Raw genomic sequence first — 21,321 nt, forward strand, 5'->3', positions numbered from 1 at the left:
ATTATTTCTTTTGAGGTTCAAAATTTAAAGGCAATAAGTTACCTACTTTTTGTGCACCTAAATCACCCCCAAAAATAATTTGATCTCGGTGAGAAGTATTTCCAAATTCATCTACAAAAAATTCTCCTGTATTAAATTCTATTTTGGATTTCCTACTTTTGTTATATAATAAGTTAAAAGAAGCTCTAAATATTTTATCTTGGGCATTTTTAACAATCACTGAAGAACCTTTTACACGAACTTTAAACATTCCATTTTCATTTAAAATTGTAAAAAATTCATTGGCATTAACTGCAAAGCTTCCTTCATAAAGGACAAAGGATTTTACACTCCATGAATTATGAATTAATGTTTTAAACAATTCCATAGAAGATCCAAAATATACTTGTTCTCTATTTTGAATTTGCTTTTGATTAATTGCAATATCGGTAAATTGAGATGTACCTAAAAACATACTTTGTAAAACATCAGTAGATTTGATACTTCTTGAATTCATTTGAACATAAAAATCATACAAATCAAATTCAATTTTATAGCCTAATTTATCGTTTTGAATACTTATTGGTTCATAACTTTTGGCAATTAATCTATTATTCTTTTTATCAAATTCTAAAATAATGGCGTCTTCATTGAGAATTTTACAGGCTCTACCTTCTTTATTTATTCCTAAAAATTGCTCTTTGAACAATTGCATTTTTTGTTTTCGGGTAAATCCATCATCGGAGACCACAACTTGTTCAATTTCATTTTCTTTTACTTGTAGAACTATATTCCAATAGGTTTTTTCATAGGGATTAGCTATAACTACATCCTGGTACCCCATTAATCGTATAATTAAAAACGTATTGAATTTAGTTGAAGAACTTATTGAAAATTCTCCTTCTTGATTCGTTGAAGTACCCATAGTAGTTCCATCCAAATACACCGATGCTCCAGATAGAGCTTTACCCTCTATTGAAGTAACTTTTCCCATAATATTTTGGGAAAATAAATTAAAGGATACCAATAAAACAAGTAAAGCGATTTTATTTAAATACAAAATCTTTAAAATTTAAATTAAACGACGAATTTCATATAAAGTATGATTTTTTAATTTTAAAAATCAAACTTATAACTTGCGCCACCTAACACTTGAATTCCTTGAACAGGGAAATTAGCCCATCGGTTATACTGTTGGTTCGCTAAGTTATTACCTCTCATGAAAAAGGTTAGACGTTTATTAAATTTGTATCCAATATTCGCATTTAAATCAAAATAACTATCTAAAGTCACTTGTTTTTCCATATATGTTGATGTAGTTACATCTTGAACAGTTACCCTATCGGAACGCTCTCCTACAAAGAATAATTGTACGCCTCCATACCATTTTTCTGTAAAATCAACATTCAATGTAGATTCAACTTTCAATTGAGGTAAATTCCATGCTTTTTCAATATTTTTCGTATTGAAATTATTGTAGGTTCCGCTTAGAGCTAACGATGCTTTTTTAGAAAAATCGGCTTTAATTTCTCCAAAAATTGAAATTGTGGTTACATCATCATATACTACTTGATAAGAATTCCCATATATATAAGCTTTATCATTAGTATTCATGCTATCAAATTTATTTGACATGAAGAAAGCTCTATCAATTTCACTATTATAAGCCCCTTTTACATTAAATGAAACTGCATTGGCTAATTTCCCTTTCATTCCTACATAAACATCATAGGCGTTACTTGTAGGTCCAACAAATAAAGTTGGAGAAATAAAAGGGTTTTTATCTACAAAATCAGCATAAGAATTTTGAACTAGCCCTCCTTCAGCACCAGCATAAGCAATCATTAAATCGCCCACTAAGCGATAAGAAGCTTTTACATTCGGATACACATAGAATTTTCCATCTGAAGCATTGTTAAACTTATAAGTCGAATAAAAAACTCCAACTCCTAAATGCACCGATAAATCATCTTGTTGGTATAAAAAACTTGGTTTAGTTCCAAAGATGATGTTACTGTATTTCATTTCCTCCGCAGTAAAATAATTTCTATCAAAAGTTCCACCAACATAATCAACCACAAATAGAGCTTTTATTTTTTGATTCACAACATCAAAATTTAATTCTGGTTTTACAAAAAAGCGATTTTCGCCAGAACCCATTTTATCTGAAAAACGCTTAAATTGCATTGTAGCATTACTAAACATTCCGTCTTTAAATTCCATGCGTCCTCCCAAGCCAATAGTGTTATAGCTTTGCTGTGCATTAATTTTCGCTATTGTTTCGTCTGTGAATAAGATATTCTCCCAAGGCAATCCATACCAATTAATAATTTGATTTTTCACACCTAAATCTACATTCCATTGTACATCCTTAGCTCTACTTCCATAGGTTACATCCAAACCTGTATTGTAGAATTTATCATCTAATTTTACTTCCTTAATACCTCCTTGAGAAGATAAATGTCTAAGAAATCCGCCTACATAATCCGTTCTACTTAATTGATGCGCAACGAAAACTTCCGCATTTACAGTTCCATAATTTCCAATGCCTAATAAAGCATAATTGCTAAAACCTTTTTCCAATTCTTCTTTATCTACATCTGCAGCTTTCCCTTTAGATGGAATAAATGTAGAAGCTACTGGAAAAGAAAATATTTGATATGTAATTGGCAATTTAGGTTCTGGCACTTCTTCTTCAGAAGCCGGTGTTTCTTTAACTTTGAAAGCATCTGAAATAGTTGGCGTATAAGGCTTAACAATATTTACAACTTCACTACCAATATTTTCATCTTTCTTTTGAGAAAACCCATATTGTGCGGCTGTAATGGCGATGATACTAAAAATTACTTTCTTCATATTATATTTTTTTAGCTGTTAGCGATTTGCAATTAGCTTTATCTACTTAATATTCTTGATTCTGTTAACTTTTTAACTTGGCTATTATTTCGTTATAGAAGAATTAGTTTTTGCCTCCTCAGTTTTTATACGATCTAATTCCGTTTGCGCTTCTGCAACTACATCTGCAAATTCAGAGAAGTTATCAATTACACTTTGCAAAATTTCCACGGCTTGGAAACCGTCTTTTAAACCGTAATAATTTTTAGCCATAATTATCAGTGATTTGGCAGCGAAGAACTTATAGCCAGAATAGGTTGCTGCGTATTTTTCAACTACCTTATTAGATGCATCAAATTTTCCTTCTTTATTTTTGAAATAAGCATCATAATACAGTGCCTCCGCTGCTAATTCGCCTTTTGCAATCTTTTGTAATTTCGCATAAGCTTCCTTAGCTTTAACTTCATTATTCGTTTTTATAGCTGAACGTGCAATAATGATTTGTGCATCGCTCTTTATTTTATCTTCCACTTTTGGATTTTTCAACACTTTATCTGAATAAATTTCAGAATTAGGATAATCTTGTTTTTCATAATAACATTTCATCAAATTTGATTGCGCAAATGTTACATTTTGTGGATATTCTGCATCCGTTTCTAAACGTTTTAACACTGGAATAGCGGCTTCACAATTCTTTTCCTTTAAATGAATTTCTGACAAACGCACTAAAGCTTGTTCTGTAAACTCATTTCTTGATTGATTCATTACATATTCATAATGAGGTATTGCATTTTTTTCTAGTTTATCAGCAAAATACAATTGTGCTAAATAGAAATGAACTTTTAATGCATATTTTCCACTAGGAAATTGAGCCAAATAATTTGTAAAACCTGAAATAGCTTGTTTGGCATTATTTGCAATATATTGTTTTTCGGCAGCTACGTACATATCTTCGTCCAATTCCGCATCAGTAACATTTACAAAAGACAGCGTTTTAACCCATGCAGCATATTCATCTACTTTTCCGCTATTTACATAAATACTCTTTGCATTAGAAACTGCTTCTAAAGACTCTGGTGAATTTGGATAATCAGCTACTAACTTTTTAAATTTTGTTAACGCTTGTTGGTCTTTGTCTGCATTATAATAAATTATACCTTCTTTAAGCAATGCCTTAGGAACATAAGAGCTATTTTTATGATTATTAACCAATTTATCAAAGGTCTCAATTGCTTTAGTATCTTGATCTGTATTTTCGTAGGTTGAACCTAATTCATATAAAGCATCATCTAAGTATTGAGAGGTAGAATAGGTAGTAATAAATTTTGATAAATCTTCAATTTTTCTATCATTTTTATTTACAAAACCATAACTCATTCCTTTCTGAAAGGCAGCATAATCAGCATCTACACATTTCAATTCGATTGCCTTGTTGTAGGCATCCATTGCTGGCCAATATTTAGAAGATATGTAGTTGCAATCTGCCATTCGTAAATATGCATCTGTTAAACGATTTTTATCTTCTTTATTAGCATTAATGTGCGCTTGATAATAAGGTATGGCATTTTCATACTCTTTAATTTTAAAGTAAGCATAACCTAAATTATAGTTCACATTTTTATTTTCTGGAACACTAGCAGCAGCAGGTAAAGCTAAAAACTGTTTATATGTTAAAACCGCTTCAGAAAACTGGTCCAAACTGTATTCACATTCGCCCTTCCAAAAAGTAGCGCGAGCTGTAATCTTAGCATCTTTATTTTCTGTCAACGATTTTTTAAATAAAGCATAAGCCTCTTGATATTTACCGTCTGTATAAATTTCCAAACCTCTATAAAAAGTAACCTTTTGATAAGCTGCTTTATTTTCAGGTGTTTTATTTTTCTCTAGCAAAACTAAGGCTTCTGAATAATTTTTTGAAGTGATGTATGAATTAATCAATAACGATTTAAGTTCAGCATTATTTACATTTGTTGGGTATTTATCCATAAACGCTTTTATAACTTCTGGAGTAGATTGGTAAGGATTCCCTATTTCATAACTTAGTTTTACGTAATTTAAATAGGCATCTTCTTGAATTTTTGTATCAAAATTCATTTCAGACGCAGTTTTAAACGCATTGAACGCTTGTTGTTTTTTATCTGTTTTTAAATAACTTTCAGCTAAGTGATAGTAAGCATTTTGCGAAATGTAATCGTTCCCTTCAATTATTTTATTAAATTGACTGATAGCGTTTTCATAGTCTTTTTGTTGATAATAAGTGTACCCTAACTGATAAAAATCGGTATTCGTCCATTTTCCGTTCTTTCCTTTGTAAGCCAACAAATACGGTAAGGCTTTATCGTATTTTTTTAAATTAAAATACGATTCACCAATAATTTTTGATAATTCACTTTTTTCTAAAGCGGTTGATTTTTTTAATTGCGGCTCTCCTAAATCAATTGCTTTTTGAAAATTCCCTAATTTAAAGTTCATATCAGCCTGAAAGTACCCCATTTTCTCCTTGTACTTATCTTGATCCGATACTTGTCCGAACAACTCATTGGCTTCCTGATAATTATCTCCTTCATAAGCCAAATATCCTAAATAATATTTCGCTTGGTTGCCATATTCTTGTGAATTAGACACTTTATTTAAGTACTTTTTTGCTTCAGCATTATTTTTAGTTGAAAAATTTGCATACCCTCTATGAAAATTTACTCGATCCATTTCTTGGGCAGATAAATTTTCTTCATGAATATTCTCGTACCATTTTAGAGATTGCGTATAATTTCCTTGTGCAAAATAATACTGTGCAACACCTAAATAAGCTTCATTTTGTTTGGTACTTGTTGGATGATTTTCAATAAAACTTTCCATTAACGCATCGGCTCCTTGTTGATTGGTTCTAATTGCACAATTAGCAATATAAAAATCACAATCTGCATTAATTTCTTCATCAGAAGAATTATTTTTTACTTTATCAAACAATATTTGAGCAGCTTGAAACTGCTTTTCTTTATATAAAACAATGGCTTTATTATAATCTTGTTTATCATTGATGTACACATCAGTTTGTTGTGCCTCAGTGATAAAAGGCGTAGAAAAAACAAAAAGTAAGGAAAGCTTAGACACTAACTTCATAATTACGTTGTTTAAAAATCCAAATATATCAAATTGCTAGGATTATAAACGCAAAAAATATCTTAAATATTGCCATAGAAGACTTTCAAATATTTAGCATAATAATTTTGTTTAGCCATTAATTGTTTATATTTTTACACATTAATTCAAATTCAACTATGAGTCAAACGATTTTATCTTTAAAAGACGTTTCTATATACCAAGAAAACAATTTAGTATTATCAGACATAAGTTTAAATGTTAACAAAGGAGATTTCATTTATTTTATTGGAAAAACAGGATCTGGTAAAAGTAGTTTTTTAAAAGTTTTATATGGTGATTTACCCTTAAAAGAAGGCGAAGGCACTATAGTTGATTATGATTTAACAACTCTTAAAGAAAAAGACATTCCGTATTTAAGAAGAAAATTAGGTGTCGTTTTTCAAGACTTCAAATTACTTTCAGACAGATCTATAAAAGACAATTTATTATTTGTTTTGAAAGCAACAGGTTGGACAGACAAACAAGAAATGGAAGACCAAATTCAAGAAGTTTTGAATAAAGTTGGTATGGCTAGTTTTGCCACCAAAATGCCGCATCAACTTTCAGGTGGCGAGCAACAAAGAGTAGCAATTGCAAGGGCCTTGTTAAATGACCCTGAACTCATTTTAGCCGACGAACCTACAGGTAATTTAGATCCACAAACTAGTGTGGAAATTATGGAGGTATTAAAAAAAATAAATGCAAATGGGAAAACCATAATTATGGCTACACATGATTATGCATTGTTACTGAAATACCCTTCAAAAACTCTAAAATTTGAAGAAGGTAAAGTATTTGAAGTAGTTCAAAAAACAGTGTAACGATTTTTATGTTTCAACTACTAATTACTCATAACGAAACTTTTAAACTATGAACGAAATTATTAAACAAAACGGAATTAAATTTGGAATTATAGGTGGCTTAATCAACATTGCAATTGTATTAGGGATTTATTTAACAGATTATAAATTATTTGCAAGCAGTGGTATTGGTTTAATTTCTTTAATTGCATCAGTTGCAATTAGTATTTCATTATTCATTGTTACCAAAAAGCAATTAAACGGACAGCTTTCTTTTAAAGAAGGTTTTACAACCTATTTTATTTATACTATAAATTCAATTGCAATTGCAACTTTATTTCAAATTCTACTTTACAACGTAATTGATCCTGAATTAAAAGCAAAAGTTACAGAAATTGTAATCGAAAAAACTGCTGAAATGATGAAAAGCATTAGTGGTTCTAATGAAATATTAAAAGATACAATAAAAAAATTAAAAGAAGAAGATTCTTTTTCAGTAGGAAATCAAATTTTTGGAGCTGTTTGGACTTTAGCATTATCATGTATTTGGGGTTTAATTCTTGCTGCTATTTTCAAATCAAAAACCAACAATTCGCCATTTAATCAATAATGAATATATCAGTCGTAATACCTTTATTAAACGAACAAGAATCGTTACCGGAATTATGTAAATGGATTGAGAAAGTTATGCAAAGTCATAACTTTTCTTATGAAATACTATTTGTAGACGACGGTAGTACCGATCAGTCTTGGAACACCATATTACAACTTTCTAAAACAAATTCTAATATCAAAGGAATTAAGTTTTTACGTAATTATGGTAAAAGCCAAGGGTTACATGCAGGCTTTGCTCAGGCTCAAGGAGATGTAGTAATTACTATGGATGCCGATTTACAAGACAGTCCAGATGAAATTCCTGACTTGTATAATATGGTTATGAATCAGGGTTATGATTTAGTTTCGGGATGGAAGAAAAAACGCTACGACTCGGTAGTCGCAAAAAATTTACCTTCCAAATTATTTAATTGGGCTGCCAGAAAAATTTCGGGTGTTAAATTAAATGACTTCAATTGCGGATTAAAAGCCTACAAAAATATCGTAATCAAGAATATTGAAGTTTCAGGTGAAATGCATCGTTACATTCCGGTTTTAGCTAAAAATGCCGGATTTTCTAAAATTGGCGAAAAAGTAGTTATTCATCAAGCTAGAAAATATGGAAGCTCCAAATTTGGAATGGATCGTTTTGTAAATGGTTTTTTAGATTTAATTACTATTTGGTTTATTTCAAAATTCGGAAAAAGACCGATGCACTTTTTCGGTTTATTAGGGACAATGATGTTTGTAATTGGTTTTGGTTTAGCTTTATACCTAGGAATAGACAAATTATTTATTCATACAAAAGCTCGTCTGATAACAGAAAGACCACAATTTTATATAGCTTTAACCTCTATGATTATTGGAACCCAATTGTTTTTAGCTGGTTTCTTAGGTGAAATCATTTTAAGAACAAAAAATAATGAAGAGCGTTATAAAATTTCAGAAAAAATATAACTAGAATAGAATAAAGATTGAACATGCACATTGAACAACATATTTTAGACAAAGCAAACGAGTGGATGACTGCCACTTTTGATCAAGAAACCCAACAAGAAATTGAAAAAATGATGACTTCTGCTCCAAAAGAGTTGGAAGATTCTTTCTATAAAAACCTGGAGTTTGGAACTGGTGGTATGCGTGGAATTATGGGTGTAGGAACCAATAGAATCAACAAGTATACTTTAGGCAAAAACACCCAAGGTATTTCTAACTATTTAAAAAAGTGTTTTCCAGGTGAAGAATTAAAAGTGGTAATTGCTTACGACTGTCGCCATAATAGTAATACTTTAGCTAAAATAGTTGCAGATGTTTTTTCTGCAAATGGAATTAAAGTTTATTTATTCTCTGACTTACGCCCAACTCCTGAACTTTCTTTTGCACTAAAATATTTGAAATGTCATGTTGGAATTGTTTTAACAGCTTCTCATAATCCACCTGAATATAACGGCTATAAAGTTTATTGGCAAGATGGCGGTCAAATTGTTCCACCGCAAGACGCTGAAATTATTCAAGAAATTGAAGACTTGAATTATACAGACATCAACTTCAAAGCAAATGATACTTTAATTCAGTTCATTGACAAAGAAATTGACGACGCTTTTGTTACTTCAACTATTGAAAATGCCAGTTTCAATACCCCTAAAGAAGCGAAAGAAAATCTAAAAATAGTTTACACTTCTTTACACGGCACTTCGATAAAAGCAATACCTGCCGTTTTAACTAAAGCCGGTTATACGGATTTGAATATAGTAAAAGAACAAGAAGTACCTGACGGTAATTTCCCAACAGTACAATCTCCTAATCCAGAAGAACCAGAAGCGTTGACTATGGCTTTAGCATTAGCTGATAAAATTGGAGGTGATATCGTTGTCGGTACCGACCCTGATTCGGATCGTTTAGGAGTGGCTGTACGCGATAATGACGGAAAAATGATTTTATTAAATGGAAATCAAACCATGGTTATCATGACGGCTTACTTACTAGAGCAATGGAAAAGAGCAGGCAAATTAACAGGTAATGAATTCATTGGTTCTACTATTGTTTCAACACCAATGATGCTTGACTTAGCAAGTGCTTATGAAGTGGAATGCAAGGTAGGTTTGACTGGATTTAAATGGATTGCTAAGTTTATTAAAGATTTTCCGAATCAGAAATTTATTGGTGGTGGAGAAGAAAGTTTCGGATTTATGGTGGGCGATGCAGTACGTGATAAAGATGCGGTTGCTGCTACCCTATTAGTTTGTGAAATTGCTGCACAAGCTAAAGCTGCCGGAAGTTCTTTATACAAAGAATTACAAAATCTATATTTAGATTACGGTTTCTATAAAGAGCACTTAATATCTATCACTAAAAAAGGTATGGATGGTGCAAATGAAATTAAACAAATGATGGTTGACTTAAGAGAAAATCCTATGGCAACTATTAATGGCCAACGTGTGATTTGTATTGAAGATTACCAATCTTCCAAAGGAAAAGATTTTATGAATAATGAAACGTTTGACATATCGATTCCAAAATCAAATGTTTTAATTTATTATTTGGAAGACGGAAGTAAAATTTGTGCTCGTCCAAGTGGTACAGAACCTAAAATTAAATTCTATTTCAGTGTAAATACACCGCTAGAAAGCATAGCTAAGTACGATGAAACAGAAGAACTTTTAAATCAAAAAATTCAGAATATTATTACTGAAATGAAATTAAATAATTAAATGAAAAAAGTAATTGACAAATTAAAACCTTATATATTACCATTTAAAACTCACGTTTATTGGAATATTTTTTATAACATTTTATATGCCTTGTTTGGGACATTATCATTTGTAACTTTAATTCCAATGTTAAGGGTTTTATTTGATGAATCAAAAAGGATTACTGAGGAACCTGTATATACAGGATTTACAAATGTTTTTGAATATTTAGAAAATTCGTTTTATTTTAAAGTAACACAATTAACAGAAAAAGGCGATGCTCAATTTGCATTAGTTTACGTTGTTGCTCTTGTAATATTTACGTTTTTACTTAAAAATTTAGCCGGATATTTAGCTTCTTATCATATGTTAAAATTAAGAAATGGAGTGATGGCTAATTTAAGAAAAGTGATGTTTAATAAAATCATTCAACTACCTATTTCTTTCTATTCAGAAAAAAGAAAAGGAGACGTTATGGCAAGAATGTTAGGCGATGTAAGTGATATGCAAAACTCCTTTTTTGTCATCTTAGAATTAGTTGTAAAAGAACCACTTACTATATTATTTTCAATTGCAATGATGTTTTTTCTAAGTTGGAAACTTACACTTTTTGTATTCATATTTATTCCAATTTCAGGATTAATTATTTCAAGAATTGGAAAAAGATTAAAAGAACAATCTTTGAGTGCCCAAAATGAAAGTGGCTATTTAATTTCATTAGTTGAAGAATCATTATCGGGAATGAAAGTTGTGAAAAGTTATAATGCTGAAACTATTTTTGAAAATAAATTTAATGGTTCAGTTCAAAAATTATTGCGTTTATCCAATAAAATTGGAAAGAAAAACAATTTAGCTTCACCAATGAGTGAATTCTTAGGTATTATTACTATTGCCATACTTTTATTATATGGAGGTCAACTTGTTTTAATTGACAAAACTTTAGACGGGCCTATATTTATTTCGTTTATGGGATTAGCTTACAATATTTTAACACCAGCAAAAGCTATTTCTAAAGCTTCCTATTCTGTAAAAGGTGGTACCGCAGCAGCTGAACGTGTGTTTGAAATTTTAGAACAAGACATAACTATTGCAGACAAAACTACAGCAATTGAAAAAGCAACTTTTGATCAATCTATAGAATTAAAAAATATTTCATTTGGTTATCAAAACGATTATGTATTGAAGAATTTTTCATTGAAAGTACCTAAAGGAAAAACTGTTGCTTTGGTAGGTCAATCGGGTTCTGGAAAAAGTACGATTGCCAATTTATTAACTCGATTTTATGATGTAAATGAAGGTGAAATATTAATTGATGATATCAACATCAAAGATTGGAAAATGTCGAGTTTGAGAGAAAAAATTGGATTAGTTACACAAGATTCTATTTTATTCAATGATACAATTAAAAATAATTTATTAATTGGTAAACCCAATGCTTCTGATGATGAAATAATTCATGCGCTAAAAGTTGCCAATGCCTATGAATTTGTTAAAGATTTATCAAATGGCATAAATACAAGTATTGGTGATGCGGGTGGTAAATTGTCTGGTGGACAAAAACAACGTCTTTCAATAGCAAGAGCCGTATTAAAAAACCCACCAATTATGATACTAGATGAAGCTACCTCTGCGCTAGATACAGAAAGTGAAAAATTAGTACAAGATGCATTAGAACATTTAATGCAAAACAGAACTTCAGTTGTTATTGCGCACCGACTATCAACCATTCAAAAAGCTGATTTAATTGTTGTTATGCAAAAAGGAGAAATTGTAGAACAAGGAACACATCAAGAATTATTGGCAATGAATGGAACCTATTCAAAATTAGTAACGCTACAATCTTTAGAAAACTAAATGTACATTAACAATCCAAATATTAAACTTCCAAACGATCCTAATACGATTGTTTGGAAATATTTGGACTTATCAAAATTTTTAGATTTATTGCTTTCGCAACAACTTTTCATGTCGCGTTCTGATAAGTTTGAAGATCAATACGAAGGTACTTTTAGTGAACCTACTTATGAAGAAATCAAAAAATTATCAGAACATAATCCTGAATTTTTAAAGTATTATAAATCACAACGTGAAAAGGTAGTAGTGAGTAGTTGGCATATCAATGAATACGAATCGTTTGCAATGTGGCAAATATTCACTCAAAACAGTGAAGGCTTAGCGATCCAGTCTACCATTGGTCGCTTACAAAAAGCACTCGAAGTTGAACAAAATTATAAGCAATATATAGGTGAAGTAAATTATATCGATTACAAAAAAGAATACATTCCTTTTGACGATTTATTTTTTCCATTTCTTTTCAAAAGAAAAAGTTTTCAATATGAAAGAGAAATTCGTATTGTATCTGATGTTTCTGAATTAGGATTACAAATTGATAATGGCTTAAAAGTACATGTTAATATCAATCACTTAATTGAAAAAATATATATACATCCAAAAAGTGAAAATTGGTATAAAAAACTAGTTATCGAATTAGTATCTAAATTAGGATATGATTTTGTTATTGAAAAATCAGATTTAGAAAGTGATATTTTAATTTAAATGGTATTTATTTTTATTAAATAGGCTTAAATTCAGTTGATTTTGCTTCTTTAAAGTCATAATAAAAATAATGTACATTATCATTTTTATCAAATTGGCCATTTTTATTAGCATCATCTAATGTTCTAAAATACACTCTTCCTGAAGCTTCAATAAATTCCCAATCGATTATTTCGTGTAAATCAGGAGAAATCTTTTTAAAATTGTTACCTTGTTCATCACTCACATACAATACATTTAAATCATTATTATCAATGCTATTGTCTTGATTGGTATCATTATCTGATAAGGTATATATAAAAGACTTTTTAGATTTAATGTAAGACATATTTTCTATCATAATTACTTTTTCAGTTAAAGAATGAATAGAATCTTGACCTATAATTTGAAATTTAACATTTCGAATATAACCTGTAATTTCATTTTCCATAGAATTGGAAATATTGAAACTTGCCGAATTATCATACGATGCCTTGGCTGACTCATAACTTCCTTTTTTTACATCACCAACTGTCAAATCACCAATTGGAAATACTACTACAGAAGCGCCTTCAAAGTGAATTGGTAAATCTGCAATACCTAATTTAGTTGTATCTCGTTTTAGTGCTTTAGTTTCAGCAGCATCATACTTTACTTTAGGTTTAGCCACTTCTTCATTTTTACAAGAAATGAATGTAAATGTGAAAAATATAAATATAGATAAGAATTTCATAGTTTCTCTTTTTGTCTATCAAATATAAGAAAGTTTGATTGTTTTTTTAAAATTCTGTTAGGCAATTACATTCTTACGGTCAATTTTAAATTAAATGTTCTTGTTGTCATGTAATTAGGAACGCCATATTGAGTTTTGGTATACACATCGCGTACCCAAGTATTGGTTATAGCATTTTGGTTATTAAACATATTATAAATTTCAAATCCTAACGACATTTCGGAGAACTTATTCAACCATTTTCTTTGATGTCCTAACTTTGCATCTTTAAAAACATAAGAGAATCCTGCATCTGCTCTTCTGTAATCATTTAATCGCATTTCATAATTATAAGGATCTGCATAAGCTGGTGAACCTCCTGGCAATCCTGTATTATAAACTAAATTTAAATACATTTTTAAATTAGGCAAAGTAGGCATATAGTCTTGGAATAAGATAGCAAATTTTAAACGCTGATCTGTTGGACGTGCTATATATCCTTTGTTGTTCTGATTTTCTTCTGTTTTCAAATAACCAAATGTAAACCAAGATTCAACACCTGGAACAAATTCACCATTCAAACGCGCATCTACTCCATATACATAAGCAGTAGCTTCATTGTTTGCTCTGTAACGAATTCTTACGTTGTCAATGGTATAAGTATTCACATCCATTAAATGTTTGTAATATGCTTCAGAAACCAATTTAAATGGTCTGTTCCACATTTTGAAACTATAATCATGTCCAAAAACAAAATGCAAAGATTTTTGATCTTTTACATTTTCATTTACAGAACCATCATACCTTCTTAACTCTCTGTAAAACGGTGGCTGATTATAGAACCCTGTTGAAAAACGGAATACCATATCCCTTTTCCAATTTGGTCTTAAAATGAACTGCATTCTTGGAGAAAAAGTCATTTGATTATCTCCTGTAATACCATTATTTGAAACCATCCAACTTTGTCCTCTTATTCCAGCGTTAACATAGTATTTATGTTCACCTATTTTCCCTTCGTGGTTCCAATTAGCAAATGCCATCAATCGATTAATAGTTGTATGGTTTTTTGCTCTAACATTTTGATACGGTGCCAGTGGTCCGGTGTAAGGGTTGTAAGGCTGATCATTTATATATTCCAACAGCGGATTTGGCAATGAAAAACCAGCTGAATCAATAACCTCCCACTCTACCAAACGATCACGAATGTCTTCAATATTGTGTTTTACACTCCACTCGATTTGATTTCTTTTGTCTAATTTATGTTGTCCCTTTATTTCATTTGTTACTATAAAAGCATCTAAATTATTACGTGCATGATTTAATTGAGAACCTATGCCTCTTGAATAGACAACATCTCCAAAAGTTTCTGAACCAATATTTGCGTCTACTTCACCTAATCGGTATTGTGCTAATATGTCATAATATTCCTGTTCAACTGTATGATAAATAGAAGAAATCAACTTATACTTATTTGAAGAATTAGGTTCGAAAACTGTTTTTAAAGCTCCAAAATAAGTACTATATTTATCTTTCTCTTGACCTTCATAATCGATTAACAAAGCAATTGGTTCGTTTACTGTTCCAAAATTAGTTTGACGTGTAGTAGGTTCGTAATTGTAATTATTTTGAGCAATATTACCTAAAAAACTAAAATTCCATTTGGTATTGGGTGTAAATGAAAACAACGATTGAACATCTAAAAATGAAGGGCGATAATTAGTTTCTGTTTCTTGACTTTTTACTAATAAGCTATTATTTCTATATCGAATTCCTGTAGTATTAGACCATTTTTGATTTTTGGATACGCCCTCGGCATAAATACTTCCTCCCAAAAAACTAGCTTCTAAACCCGCATGAAATGAGGTAGGTTTTCTATAAGAAATATCCAAAACTGAAGATAATTTATCACCGTATTTTGCTTGAAAACCACCTGCGTAAAAATCGATATTCTCCACTAAATCGGTATTTGTAAAACTCAATCCTTCTTGTTGACCTGACCGAATTAAGAAAGGCCTGTAAACTTCAATTTCATTTACATAAACTAAATTTTCGTCGTAATTTCCTCCTCGAACCGCATAAGAGGTACTTAACTCATTATTAGAATAAACACCTGGTAATGTTTTAATAATATTTTCCACACCCGCATTAGCTCCTGGAATTCTTCGAATTACAACTGGCGAAACCATAGTTTTACCATCAAAATCTTTTCTATTTTTAGCATTAATTACAATTTCTTCTATGACATCCTCTTTTGAACTTAATTTAGGATTCAATTCAAAATCTTCATTAGGCTTTAAGTTCAGTTTATACGTAGATTTTTTTAAATTGATGTGTGAAAAAGTTACAATTACATCTTTATTAGCTTCAATTTCTAAAATATAAAATCCATTCTTATTGGTTACAGTAGTACCTGATGAAGTAATGACGGAAACATTCTCTAAGACTTCATTATTTTCATTTAATACCACACCTTTAATTCGCGCTTTTTGAGCAAATGTTAGTGAAGAAACTAATAGAAAAATAAGAAGTAAAGTATTTTTTTTAAGCTGAACCTGCATAGATTAATAGATAAAATTAGATGTAAATGTAGTACTATTATTTAATTTGTCTGTGACAATTAATTTAAATTCATTTGTACCTGTTTTAACTTTTCCATCTGAAATTGTATGTGTTAATTTTTTTGTTTTATAATCGTATTCCATTAGAACCCATTCCCCGTTTATGTAAGCATTAAAGCTTTCTATTCCAGATAGGGCATCACTAATAAATATACTTAACGTTGTTAATTTAGATATATTGCTACCTTCAATAAAATTTGGATTATAAACTCTTGGCGGAACAGTATCTAAAGCAATTTTATATTTGCCAAATGATTTTATTTTAGCTGCTATTGTAGTCCCTTTTTTAAACGAAGAATTATATTCTAATTGATACCCATTTACTCCAGCCACAAATGCTTTCTTTTGTTCTTCCGCAGATAATTTTGAAACATCAAATGAAATAGTCATAGAACTTTGCATAGCTTCATAATTAGCATCTAAAATTAAAACTCCATTTTTTTCTTCCATATTTATTGAACAATTTTCATAAAACAGATTGGGAGGAAAATAAACAGATGAAGTTTCGAATTCAAAATTATAATCATTCTTGGCTTTAATATTGTACTTTCCAGTTACAGTTTTAGGAGTAATAATTTCATCTTTATATTCTAAAGGAATATTAACAATAGTTTTATTTCCATGAAAATCACTAACTTCAATTTTATAATTGTAACTGTTGTTTTTCTTAATATGTACGCCTGCCGTTTTCTTATTATTTTGAACTAATGAAAGCGAATAAGGTTCCTTAATGAATAATTTTTGAAATCTTTGTTTTAATAATTTATATTTTTTAAAATCGATAAAATAATTAATATGCTTCGATTCGTCAAAAGCAAATGTGTCAAATTCATAACCAAAATGAGGCGATCCATTTAGAAAAGTTTGAACTTTATACACTCCATTTTTATTGTATATATTAGTTAACAAATCATAAGTGTTTACTGCAAAGCCGACTTTACCGTTTGTAAAAACTTTATTAGAAAGATAAGTTCCATCGGGTTGTTTCAATAAAGTTAAAGCAATTGGTGCATTACTTTTATTAACCATAGTAGAATCATTCATTGGATATACCATTACACTACTTACTTCTGGAGCTTTATCATCTTTGATTAATTTATTCATACCAAAAGCCATTGGATTAATGATCTTTTCTGAATAAGTATCTCTAATTTCAAAATGCAAATGAGGTCCACCACTACCACCCGAATTTCCTGTATAAGCAATAATATCTCCTTTTTTTACTGGAAAAATACTTGGATAAAAATACGCTTCTACTTCATAGTTTTTTTCTTTATACTGTAGTTTTTTAATATATTCTTCTATTGTTGATCCGTATTTACTTAAGTGCGCATATACAGAAGTATAGCCATTGGGATGGGTAATGTAAATCGCTTTACCATATCCAAATATTCCCACTTTAATTCTGGACACATAACCATCTGCAGCAGCATATACCGGCAATCCTTCTACATTGTTCGTACGAATATCTATTCCAGAATGAAAATGATTAGGTCTTAATTCTCCGAAGGTTCCTGATAAATTTATAGGTATATCTAAAGGAGAACGGAAATAATCTTTGGGATATTGGGCAAATACAATTGCAGAGGCAAATAAAATAATAAATGGAAGTAATTTCTTCATTAAATAAGGCTTTGGTGCTAAAATACAAAAATCCAATGCATTTACAATATGAAATTGGGTTTTACCATAAATTTTCAATCCTTTTTTTCAATTTATAATCATCATACAACTGCTCTTCATTCTTACAACATATTAAATACCAACTTGTTAGAAATCATTAACAATTCATTATCAAATCGTTATCAGTTATTTCTTCGGTTTTGGCACACGACTTGAAATAGATTAATCAAACAGCAATGTTTTAAAAAATGTTTAACCATTAAATTTTAAGATTATGAAAAAAATTACATTTTTAGTTGCAGGTTTATTTTTAGTGTTAAACGCAGCGGTGGCTCAAGAAACAGAACGAGGAAGAGGTCCAAGAGTAGAATATCATAATTCATACGCTATAGATTATAGAGAAGCTGAACCAATTGTATTTAGAGAAAGAGGTATTGAGTTTTTTGTATTCCCAACAGGAGATTTCGATTTTAATACTGTAAATAACGGTCCAAGACCAAGAAGAGGAAGCATCAATGAAACTTACGGCGCTCCAAGAGTTGAAGATAGAGGTATAAGAGGCGTACGAATTGAACACGACAGTTACGGAAGAGTGCGCCGAGTAGGAAATGTATTCATCAATTATGATTACTACGGAAGAGTGAAAAGAATTGGTAGTGTTTATATGACTTATAATAGTTTTGCCTTAACAAGAATTGGTGGAATGCGAATTTTTTACAACTATCATGGTGAAATTATTGGGGTAAGTGGATTTGTAAACGGTTATGGTGGCTATGCTTACAACCCTTGTCCAACTGGCTATAATGGTGGTGGACATGACTATGATGAGGATTGGTATGAAGATGAGGGTGATTTTTACTACTACAAAAAAGACGGTACAAAAGAAAAAATGAAAAAAGAAGACGTAGATGCCATCAAAAGAGATGCATTAGAAAGAAAAAGTTAAAATTATATAGTTTGAAATTGGTTAGTTGATTGAAGTCCTGCAGAGTATTTTACGAAGCAGGATTTTTCATTTGTAATACCTTTGAAATAGTATTTCGCATTACATAATTGATATCTGATGAAACCTTTAAAGCATAATTTATTGCTAAATAAAATAATGTTACTAATATCGATTTCAATACAATATTTAAAATTGGATGAAATGAAAACTCCCAAAAATAAAACACAAAAAAAGTAAGTGCAGTAATCCCTAAAGAAATTAAATTTTTACTGGTAAAGGGAAATAATTTCATTTTAACTACTACAAAAAACAACTTCGCTAAACTATATAACGTTATGGCAATTAAAGTAGCTATTGCAGCACCATTTAATCCAAATTCAGGAATAAAGTACATGTTTAACAAAACTATAACCACCACTAAAAGTACCCCTAAAAGTAAAACAGCTCGGTAATATTTCGAATTGAAAATAATGGCGTTATTTATTCCTAAAATTAAATCGAAATATTTAGACAATCCAATGGTAAAAACAACAAATACACCTTGTCGATACCCTTCTTCAGGCAATAAATTATAAACCTGATTTAAATTAACTAATATTCCAATATAAAGTAAGCCTCCAATGACTTGTAAACTAACCGACGACTTTTTATACAACTCATTCAACTCTTCCCATTTTTTTTCACTCATCAGTTTTGCAGTAATAGGATAGGTTATTTGGTGCATGGCACGCATAGGCACAGAAATAACTAATGCCATGAAAATTGCCACATTGTAAAAAGCAATATTATCTATTGAAATATATTTATTAATCATGTATTTATCAATATCCAACAACATATTGGCTACACTAGCCGATAAAATAATAAAAACCGTATACGTTAAGATGGCTTTACTTTGTTTTGGCACTTTGAAATGCAATCGGATTCGTTTTACTCGATTAGCCGAATACATAATCATGAGTAAACTGATTCCATACACTAATACCAAAGAATAAATAAAATCAGATTGAGAAAGATACTCATAATACACGGCAAACAGTAAAATAGTAATCAGTATTCGAATAAAAACTTCTTTTACAAAGGAACCAAAAACCGATTTCATATGTGCTCGTAACCAAGCATAAAATATTTCAAAATACCCCATGAACAATCCAATGATTGGAATTATCCAAACAAAATCGTACACAATGGCATTTTCTTTGGATTCATAGGCAGCTATAGTATCATAAAATCCGTAAAAAAACACCAAAGCCGGAATAACAAATACCAAAGGAACCAGTAACATATAGGTCATGTACTTATTTAAATCTTCCTCCGTTTTGTTATGTTCATTAAAAAATTTAATTAACGTATTTTGAATTCCAAAAGACAATAATGGGTATAAAATATTAGCCGTAGAAAGTACATATCCGGTTAAACCAACATAGTCTTTCCCCAAAAAATAAGGATACATAAACAACGTATTTGCTCCACCAATAGCAAAACCAATAAAGGTTATGATGGTATTTTTTATAGATTGTTTAATGACGATTCCCATAATTTGATTACGAATTTGAAGAAAGTAATTGTGCCAATTGCGCGGTTAAATTCTTTCTGCTGTATTGTTGTAAACCCACGGCATGAACTTTTAAATTAGCATTCAAATATTGTTGAAATTGCTCTAAAACAGTAGCTTTTAATGCTTCTTTTTCATGGTATTGGAAAAACACACCTGTATTGGTAGATTTAATAATGGATTCAAAATCAGAATCTTTTGGCCCAATAGCTAAAATAGGACGCTCAGACACCATGTATTCAAATAATTTCCCTGGAATGATACATTTGGTTTCTTCAGAATCTATTTCAATTAACAACAATACTTGTGAAGCTCTCTGCTGAATTAAAGCTTCTTCATGCGAAACATATCCTAGATTATTTACATAATTATCCAATTGATAGTCTGAAATTGAATGTAACACTTCTTTACTTACGGCACCGATTAATTTCAACTGAAAATGCTGAGCAAATGCTTCATTTTCTTGAATTAATTCAGCTAAAGATTCCCATAAAATTTGCGGATTTCTTTGTGATAAAAAAGAACCAATATGCGCCATGGTGAATTTAGCATCTAAAGGCTTCCTCTCTACTCGCTCCACATCATATCCATTTGTGATGACTTCAATGGGTCTTGTAGTTAACGCTTGAAATTCTTTTTTAGTTGTGGGCGAAGTTACTAATACCGTATCACAGCTATTTAACACTTCTGCTTCCCATTTTTTATGTTTATTGGCTGCCCAAGTACTTAACTTCAATTCTTTATGATAGCCAATAGTAGTCCAAGGATCACGAAAATCAGCTATCCAATTAATTTTTAACTGTTTTTTTAACGCCAAACCTATCAAATGTAAGCTATGAGGTGGTCCAGTGGTAATAACTGTTTCTATATGATTTTCTTGAATGTACTTTTTTAGATAGTTCACAGAAGGTTTCACCCAAAATACACGGGCATCAGGAATAAAAATATTACCGCGAATCCACAACATCATTTTTTCAACCCAAGATTGTTTTTTATCTTTTGTGATAATCCCAGCACTTATTTTCTTGGTCTTATTTTTAGAAAAAATAGAAGCCAAAGCATAAGGTTCGAAAATCTTATTTTTTAAAATGATTGCCTTTTCGTTTACATCACTGTTCAATTTTTCATCCAATAAAGGATAGTTGGGATTTTCTGGAATGTAAACAATGGGTTGAATTCCAAAATCGGGCAAATATTTCACAAATTTTAACCAACGCTGCACGCCCGGACCTCCTGCAGGTGGCCAGTAATAACAAACGATTAAAACTTTTTTTGTTGGACTTTCCAAAATAA

The 21,321-nt window shown here is 30.4% G+C and carries 15 protein-coding genes; 7 read left to right on the top strand and 8 right to left on the bottom strand.

Annotation, left to right across the window (positions count from 1 at the left end; genetic code table 11):
- Window position 1: 1 nt before the first annotated feature.
- From KQS_RS09140 to KQS_RS09150, 3 genes are all read right to left on the bottom strand, one after another.
- Window positions 2–973, bottom strand: coding sequence for a carboxypeptidase-like regulatory domain-containing protein (locus KQS_RS09140; RefSeq protein WP_041252070.1), 972 nt, complete (start codon window positions 971–973; stop codon window positions 2–4).
- 122 nt (window positions 974–1,095) lie between these two features.
- Complete coding sequence (locus KQS_RS09145; RefSeq protein WP_014388902.1) at window positions 1,096–2,835, bottom strand: TonB-dependent receptor domain-containing protein; 1,740 nt, start codon at window positions 2,833–2,835, stop codon at window positions 1,096–1,098.
- Between the two features lie 84 nt (window positions 2,836–2,919).
- The gene (locus KQS_RS09150) at window positions 2,920–5,934 is read right to left on the bottom strand and encodes a tetratricopeptide repeat protein (protein WP_014388903.1); all 3,015 of its coding nucleotides are present in this window, start codon (window positions 5,932–5,934) and stop codon (window positions 2,920–2,922) included.
- A 158-nt stretch (window positions 5,935–6,092) separates the two neighbouring features.
- On the opposite strand from KQS_RS09150, the gene KQS_RS09155 reads away from it, so the two are divergent.
- Genes KQS_RS09155 through KQS_RS09180 form a run of 6 tightly spaced genes read left to right on the top strand, consistent with a single transcriptional unit; the run spans window position 6,093 to window position 12,595 of the window.
- Window positions 6,093–6,776: a cell division ATP-binding protein FtsE gene (locus KQS_RS09155; protein ID WP_014388904.1), complete on the top strand. Its 684-nt coding sequence runs from the start codon at window positions 6,093–6,095 to the stop codon at window positions 6,774–6,776.
- A gap of 49 nt (window positions 6,777–6,825) precedes the next feature.
- Window positions 6,826–7,365 carry a DUF4199 domain-containing protein gene (locus tag KQS_RS09160; RefSeq protein WP_014388905.1) on the top strand — a complete coding sequence of 180 codons (540 nt, stop codon included), beginning with the start codon at window positions 6,826–6,828 and terminating at the stop codon, window positions 7,363–7,365.
- A complete protein-coding gene (locus KQS_RS09165) occupies window positions 7,365–8,306 on the top strand; it encodes a glycosyltransferase family 2 protein (RefSeq protein ID WP_014388906.1) in 942 nt (313 codons plus the stop codon). The genes KQS_RS09160 and KQS_RS09165 overlap by 1 nt, the downstream gene beginning before the upstream one ends.
- 23 nt (window positions 8,307–8,329) lie before the next feature.
- A complete protein-coding gene (locus KQS_RS09170; RefSeq protein WP_014388907.1) occupies window positions 8,330–10,060 on the top strand; it encodes a phospho-sugar mutase in 1,731 nt (576 codons plus the stop codon).
- Window positions 10,061–11,893 (top strand): ABC transporter ATP-binding protein, encoded by a 1,833-nt coding sequence (locus KQS_RS09175; RefSeq protein WP_014388908.1) that lies wholly within the window; start codon window positions 10,061–10,063, stop codon window positions 11,891–11,893.
- Window positions 11,894–12,595 (top strand): hypothetical protein, encoded by a 702-nt coding sequence (locus KQS_RS09180; protein WP_014388909.1) that lies wholly within the window; start codon window positions 11,894–11,896, stop codon window positions 12,593–12,595.
- Window positions 12,596–12,611: 16 nt separating this feature from the next.
- On the opposite strand, the gene KQS_RS09185 is transcribed toward KQS_RS09180, so the two are convergent.
- The 3 genes from KQS_RS09185 to KQS_RS09195 form a co-directional block, all read right to left on the bottom strand.
- Window positions 12,612–13,307 (bottom strand): hypothetical protein, encoded by a 696-nt coding sequence (locus tag KQS_RS09185; protein WP_014388910.1) that lies wholly within the window; start codon window positions 13,305–13,307, stop codon window positions 12,612–12,614.
- Between the two features lie 65 nt (window positions 13,308–13,372).
- Window positions 13,373–15,844: a TonB-dependent receptor gene (locus KQS_RS09190; protein WP_014388911.1), complete on the bottom strand. Its 2,472-nt coding sequence runs from the start codon at window positions 15,842–15,844 to the stop codon at window positions 13,373–13,375.
- A 3-nt stretch (window positions 15,845–15,847) separates the two neighbouring features.
- Complete coding sequence (locus tag KQS_RS09195) at window positions 15,848–17,527, bottom strand: M23 family metallopeptidase (RefSeq protein WP_041252281.1); 1,680 nt, start codon at window positions 17,525–17,527, stop codon at window positions 15,848–15,850.
- 274 nt (window positions 17,528–17,801) lie between these two features.
- Here KQS_RS09195 and KQS_RS14040 point away from each other — a divergent pair, with 274 nt between their 5' ends.
- Entirely contained in the window at window positions 17,802–18,473 is a 672-nt protein-coding gene (locus KQS_RS14040; RefSeq protein WP_014388913.1) for a hypothetical protein, read from the top strand.
- A 49-nt stretch (window positions 18,474–18,522) separates the two neighbouring features.
- On the opposite strand, the gene KQS_RS09205 is transcribed toward KQS_RS14040, so the two are convergent.
- A complete protein-coding gene (locus tag KQS_RS09205; protein ID WP_014388914.1) occupies window positions 18,523–20,010 on the bottom strand; it encodes a lipopolysaccharide biosynthesis protein in 1,488 nt (495 codons plus the stop codon).
- 7 nt (window positions 20,011–20,017) lie between these two features.
- On the bottom strand, window positions 20,018–21,316 hold the full coding sequence (locus tag KQS_RS09210) for a glycosyltransferase family 4 protein (protein WP_014388915.1): 1,299 nt from the start codon (window positions 21,314–21,316) through the stop codon (window positions 20,018–20,020).
- Window positions 21,317–21,321: the final 5 nt, after the last annotated feature.

It is taken from the genome of Flavobacterium indicum GPTSA100-9 = DSM 17447 (genome assembly GCF_000455605.1).
GTDB lineage: Bacteria > Bacteroidota > Bacteroidia > Flavobacteriales > Flavobacteriaceae > Flavobacterium > Flavobacterium indicum.